This window comes from Pseudomonas sp. PA-4-8C (assembly GCF_021606625.1).
GTDB classification, from domain to species: Bacteria; Pseudomonadota; Gammaproteobacteria; order Pseudomonadales; family Pseudomonadaceae; genus Aquipseudomonas; species Aquipseudomonas lactis.
The window spans coordinates 1-5,610 of sequence record NZ_WKCD01000325.1; the positions used below are offsets into that span (position 1 = coordinate 1).

The 5,610-nt window shown below is 56.9% G+C and carries 5 protein-coding genes and 4 pseudogenes; 6 read left to right on the plus strand and 3 right to left on the minus strand.

Features of this window, described 5'->3' with window-relative positions; genetic code table 11:
- Positions 1-484: group II intron maturase-specific domain-containing protein (locus GIW04_RS27160; RefSeq protein WP_329607646.1), on the plus strand; the 484-nt coding region annotated here is incomplete at its 5' end.
- A gap of 89 nt (positions 485-573) precedes the next feature.
- Positions 574-1,182, plus strand: a pseudogene (locus GIW04_RS27165) (transposase); the annotation flags it as partial.
- A gap of 39 nt (positions 1,183-1,221) precedes the next feature.
- Here GIW04_RS27165 and GIW04_RS27170 read toward each other — a convergent pair.
- Positions 1,222-1,344 (minus strand): annotated as a pseudogene (locus tag GIW04_RS27170) (CHASE3 domain-containing protein); the annotation flags it as partial.
- Between the two features lie 277 nt (positions 1,345-1,621).
- Between GIW04_RS27170 and GIW04_RS27175 the strand changes: the two are divergent.
- From GIW04_RS27175 to tnpC, 3 genes and pseudogenes are all read left to right on the plus strand, one after another.
- Complete coding sequence (locus GIW04_RS27175) at positions 1,622-1,909, plus strand: hypothetical protein (protein ID WP_156422922.1); 288 nt, start codon at positions 1,622-1,624, stop codon at positions 1,907-1,909.
- A gap of 1 nt (position 1,910) precedes the next feature.
- Positions 1,911-2,132, plus strand: a complete 222-nt coding sequence (gene tnpB / locus GIW04_RS27180; protein WP_057006104.1) for an IS66 family insertion sequence element accessory protein TnpB — start codon at positions 1,911-1,913, stop codon at positions 2,130-2,132.
- A gap of 37 nt (positions 2,133-2,169) precedes the next feature.
- Positions 2,170-3,519 (plus strand): annotated as a pseudogene (gene tnpC / locus GIW04_RS27185) (IS66 family transposase); the annotation flags it as partial.
- On the opposite strand, the gene GIW04_RS31605 reads toward tnpC, so the two are convergent.
- Positions 3,469-4,041, minus strand: a complete 573-nt coding sequence (locus GIW04_RS31605; RefSeq protein WP_390898413.1) for a group II intron maturase-specific domain-containing protein — start codon at positions 4,039-4,041, stop codon at positions 3,469-3,471. The pseudogene tnpC and the gene GIW04_RS31605 sit on opposite strands and share 51 nt — an antisense overlap.
- 14 nt (positions 4,042-4,055) lie before the next feature.
- A complete protein-coding gene (locus GIW04_RS27190; RefSeq protein WP_200806985.1) occupies positions 4,056-4,793 on the minus strand; it encodes a reverse transcriptase domain-containing protein in 738 nt (245 codons plus the stop codon).
- A gap of 571 nt (positions 4,794-5,364) precedes the next feature.
- On the opposite strand from GIW04_RS27190, the pseudogene GIW04_RS27195 reads away from it, so the two are divergent.
- A pseudogene (locus GIW04_RS27195) lies at positions 5,365-5,610 on the plus strand (transposase domain-containing protein); the annotation flags it as partial.

A 5,610-nucleotide genomic window follows, 5' to 3' on the forward strand; every position in this document is an offset into this window, starting at 1 on the left:
CCCTCAGGCTGTCACCTTGCCGGCGCATGAGCATCAGTGTCACTCGCTCTTCGGTATTCAAGTGGCTGTAGGTCTTTTTCATCGCAACACCTTACCTCAGGTGTTGCACTTGCTCCTTGAGACCGCCAAGCTGAAAGGCTGGGCGGCGTTTTATCAATTCGTTGATTTCAAAGCCAAAGTATTCAGCTATATCGATCGTGTCGTGTTTTGGAAACTGGCCCATTGGCTGGCTCACAAATACCGCTCCACCCTGATGCGCCAATGGTGCAAAGCACCTAAGCCCAACCAAAGTAAGACCTGGGTTTTATTTGGCAAGACCAATAACGGCAAACTCAGCGGTGAAACACTGTATCGGTTAGTTGGGCAAGGCAAGAAGCAGTTCAGGTGGCGTCTGCCCGAAGGTAATCCTTACCTGAGGTCCGAGCCCAGGAATACATGGACCTCACGCTTCACTGAAGTGGCTATGGCGTTCGCCAGCGTTTAAACGGAGAGCCGGATGCATTGAAAGGTGCACGTCCGGTTCGGTGAGGAGAGACAGGGAGATAGCCCGACTACGCCCTGTCTCTTACTCAACGTCTATCGCCGGTGCGCGGGCAGTATTACTACCTGTACTTGATCGAGGACATCTACAGCCGCAAGGCCGTGGGCTGGGAGGTTTACGAGCACGAAAGCGGCGAACGGGCGGCCGAACTGATGCAGCGTACCGTGCTCGGCGAGCGCTGCACGGGCCAACCCCTGGTGCAGCACTCGGACAATGGCGCGCCGATGAAATCAGTGACGCTGCTGAGCAAACTGTACGACTTGGGCATCACCCCATCGCGCGGACGACCCCGGGTGAGCAACGACAACCCTTACTCAGAATCTCTGTTTAGAACCCTGAAATACTGCCCGCAATGGCCGCAGGATGGCTTTGCCGATTTGGATGCCGCACGCAGCTGGGTGCGCGACTTTATCCGGTGGTACAACCATGAGCACCGCCACAACCACATCCGCTTCGTGACCCCGGCGCAGCGTCATCGTGGAGAAGATCAAGAGGTGATGGCCAAGCGTCATGTGCTCTACCAGCAAGCCCGTCAAAAACACCCACATCGCTGGTCGGGTGCAACGCAAAATTGGCAACCTGTCGGCGCCGTCACGCTCAACCCAGAGCGGGAGCAGCCAGCACTGAAAATAGCAGCTTAAAAACACGGCTCACGCGACAACTACCTTGCAAAACGCCGGATCAATGAGTTTGCTCAGACTGTTCCAGCCAGTCAAAGCGAGGATGGCAGTAAAAAAGAGTACAAGACCGAATCCCAGGGCCAACTTCATATTGACGCTGACATTAGCGAACCAGCTATTCATCGACTTCCTCCAGGAATGTCTATTTTTTCTAATGGGCAGCTGGAAGATTGTGTTTTAAGCCAGCAGGCTAATACCTGCTCAACCTATCGGCGGCGAATGGAATAGCTGAACGGGGAATTGGCAAAAAGTGGTCGACGGATCTTATTGGCAGGCCAAGAGTTCGACGATCCTCTGACAACCACCTCAAGCCTTGCCCACATGAGTACGTACGGGCAGGTTGCGCGCATAGGGTGATCGGCTGGGTGCCTTGTTCAGTGCCTGCGCAAGGGAATCATCCGTGTTGCAGGCAATTTCCAGTGCCAGCTTCATGATTTCGATGTCCTTCTCCAGCGGTTTGATGGCCGTTACGCCGGGCTGCGAGAAGCAGCCATGGGTCAGCGGCCCCATCCAGGGCTCGTCGATTTCAACCCATGGACCGGGGCTCAAACCAGTCGACCCCCATCAAGCGACGCCGCACGATCTGCCCCGGATGAGCGCGCTGATGGGCATCGAACCAGTCTTCCAGACGCTCGTCGATCCAGCCACCTGCTGGAACCCGTATCTGGATCGCCGCTGGCGTCACTGATATGCGCCGTGGCTTCGATGGACGGCGCGGTGACCGGATCAAGCTGTTGTGGTGGGATGGCGACGGCTTGTGTCTGTTTTGCAAACGGTTGGAACAAGGGCGCTTCGTCTGGCCGCAAGCAACCAGCGGCAGCGTGTCGCTGACGCCTGCGCAGTTATCGATGCTGTTGGAAGGCATTGATTGGCGCAGGCCAATTCGTACAGCGCCTGTCCTCGCGGTCTGACTTGCCGCGCTGAAAAAATCCCCAGTAACATGCGATCATGACTCTCGTGACCGACTCCCTGCCGAACGATCTTCAAGCCTTGAAGACTCTGGTCTCTGCCCAGCGGGCAGAGATTGAGCGCTTGAAAATGATGATCGCCAAGCTGCGTCGTACGCAGTTCGGTCGCAGCTCCGAGCAACTGGACGCGATGATCGATCAACTCCAGTTGAGCCTTGAAGAGCTGCAAGTCAGCCAAGCCGAAATGACACGGCCAGTCGAACCGGCCCCTCGCGCAGTTTCGCGCCGCAAACCATTGCCCGAACACCTGCCTCGCGAAACTCACGTGCATCAGCCCGAGTCGCAATGCACGGGCTGCGGTGGGAAGCTTCGCTATTTGGGTGAGGATGTGTCCGAAGTGCTGGAGTACGTTCCGGCACGTTTCAAAGTTATTTGCCATGTCCGTCCGAAGTGGGTCTGTCGCTGCTGCGAGCACATCGCCCAGGTGCCGGCGCCGAGTCGTCCGATAGCCCGAGGCCTTGCAGGCCCGGAGTTGTTGGCCCATGTGCTGGTCTCCAAGTTTGTCGATCATCTGCCGCTGTACCGGCAGTCCGAGATCTACGCCCGTGAGGGCGTGGAGCTGGAGCGCTCAACCCTGGCCGACTGGGTGGGCCAGAGCAGTCAGTTGCTCAGGCCGCTGATCAACGCCCTTGAGCACCACGTCATGAGCGGTCACAAAGTCCATGCAGACGACACGCCGATTGGCGTGCTCGCGCCGGGCAACGGCAAGACCAAAACGGCTCGCCTGTGGACATACGTGCGGGACGACCGACCTGCGGGTGACTCGACACCGGCGGCAGTTTGGTTTGCCTACTCGCCGGATCGCAAGGGGCAACATCCGCGCGCTCATCTCAAGGGCTTTAGCGGGATCTTGCAGGCTGACGGCTACGCCGGTTTTGCTCAGCTGTATGCGACGAGCACTATTGAGGAAGCTGCATGCGGGGCTCACGCCCGCCGCAAGTTTTACGATGTCTACAAAGACCAGGCTTCACCAGTCGCTGGCGAGGCGTTGCAAAGAATTGCAGCCCTGTATGCCATCGAAAGCGAGATCCGAGGGCAGCCGCCCAACCTGCGAAAAACGGTTCGGCAAAGTCGGGCCAGTCCGCTGCTGGAGCACCTGCACGCATGGCTTAATCAGACGCTGACTCAACTGTCGAAAAGGTCGGCATTGGGCGGTGCAATCCTCTATGCCCTCAACCGGTGGCAGGCCTTAACGCGCTACTGCAATGACGGCCGAATCGAAATCGGTAGAGTCGGGATGTGGCGCGGTGGCTTGCGCTCCGTTTCCACACCCCGCTCGTCAAACCGGACGTGCGCTACTAACGCATCCGGCTTTCGTCCGAGATCGATATGCCTTCGCACTCGACACATCGGCCATTCGCGTAGGCAACTGATGGAGGCCTAGCTTTCCGTATAGGAACGCATCCGGGTATAGACGGTACCCAGAACGGCCTCGTCGCTTATGCTTCTTGACCAGCCAGCGTCGGATACGGCGCTCAGTATAGCGTTGCAGGATTCGATAGTGCTTGAGCACAGGCCCTTGGTCGAAGTAGCCAGCCCAGCCTCGAAGGATCGAGTTGAGTTCGGCTATCCGGTGCTCTACCGCGTCCCACGTCATACTGATCGCCGTTTCGTCATGGATTTTTCCAATAATCGACTTCATCGCCCCTTTCGAAGGTTGAGTGCCGATATAGGCTTTCCCATGACGGTCGTATTGCCTGCCCAGGTTGTACCCCAGAAATTCGAGTGACTGTTCCGAGAGTTTCACCAGCGCCGTTTTCTCTTCATTGACGCTCAGCCCCAGCCGCGCCATCAAGCCACCCATCAGTACCATTGCCTGCTCTCCACTGCCGGGGCGGCAGCAGATCACCATATCGTCCGCGTAATTCACAATCTTTGCATGCAGACGTTTGGCATAGCCAAATTTTCCCAGGCCAGAATGAAGCGCCTGAAGTACACATTGGCCAACAGCGGCGAAATCACCGATCCTTGGGCGCTGCCACGGTGCGTGTGCTTGGCTTCGTTGGTGCGTCGAAGCTTACCGTCAATGAGTTCGATAACGGCCACCTCAAGCCATTGTTTGATCAGCCGCAACACCCTGCCATCCGAGATACGCCGAGCCAGACATTTCATCAAAGGCCCGTGTGGAATGGTATTGAAATAGTCACGAAGATCCGTATCGACAACGTCTCTCAATCCAGCCCTCGCAGTGTAATGGTGCACCTGCCTCACGGCTTCCTTGGCATCTCGACGAGGTCTGAAGCCATACTGTGATGGCTGCATGTCCGCTTCGAAAATTGCTTGGAGTGTGAGATTGACGGCAATTTGAACAACGCGGTCTCGAATACAAGGAATTCCCAAGGAACGAAGTTTGCCGTTCTTTTTGGGAATCCATACCAGCCGCAGGGGCTGAGGTCGATATCCACCCGACTTCAACTCCTCGCGTAGCTGAGCCAGCCACTCCATAGGTCCTGTGTTTTCAATGTCTTCGAATCGCTGACCATCCACACCGTGGCTGCCCCGGTTTGCGCGGCAACGTTGGTAGGCGATGACCAATACATCGATTCGATAGACTTTGTCCCACAGGCTGTAGAAGCGAAAGTCTGGCTCTGTCTTAGCTTTCACATACAGGGCACGCTGTAGTTTCCGAACGCGATTTCTCACCTGGGTTAATAGGCTTGGAGCCAATCCCATCGTTCTTACCACTTTGTACTCCTCTCTTGAACCAGGGCTCCTTTCCTACTCCGGCATTACCCGGCCTCAACGGTACTACGAGCCCATCCGCCACCTGTCCGAGCCAGCGCCCTCCCTCACGGGCGCACTGTTTGTATGGCCGTGTCTAATGACCACTTCACCCTGGCAGGCTTCCCCTGTTTCGCATGAGTTCTCTTCTGTACATGCCATCACCACTACCCCGGCGGCAGTGCCAAGTTCGTCTGACGCTCGATCCCTCAGCACTATCAACCTTCCCCGTTATTATGGCGGGTCGGCTACCGCAAGGCATTTTCGGGGCCTGCTCGGTGTTCGCTGCGCGCTACGGCCTGCACAGTCACTGACTTCCTAAAGAAGCCTTTTCTTCAGATACTTCAGCCCATTCGTTGCCTCCTGAACTGCTCCAAAGTGCTTCCGGCCGGAGCGACAGTAGCCGGGTGGGATTCGCACCCACTGAACTCATACGCCTTGTCAGGGCGTACACAACAACGCCGCCGAACGGGCGCTACGCGCCGTCGCGCTGGGCCGCAAAAACTACCTGTTTGCCGGTTCCGATGCCGGCGGAGAACGAGCCGCTGCGATTTACAGCCTGGTGGGTACTGCCAAGCTAAACGGGTTAAACCCACAGGCCTATCTGACCTACGTGCTTGAGCACATTGCCGAACACCCGATCAATCGGGTGAGCGAGTTACTGCCTTGGAACATTTCTTTGAATCACACTGAACACTGC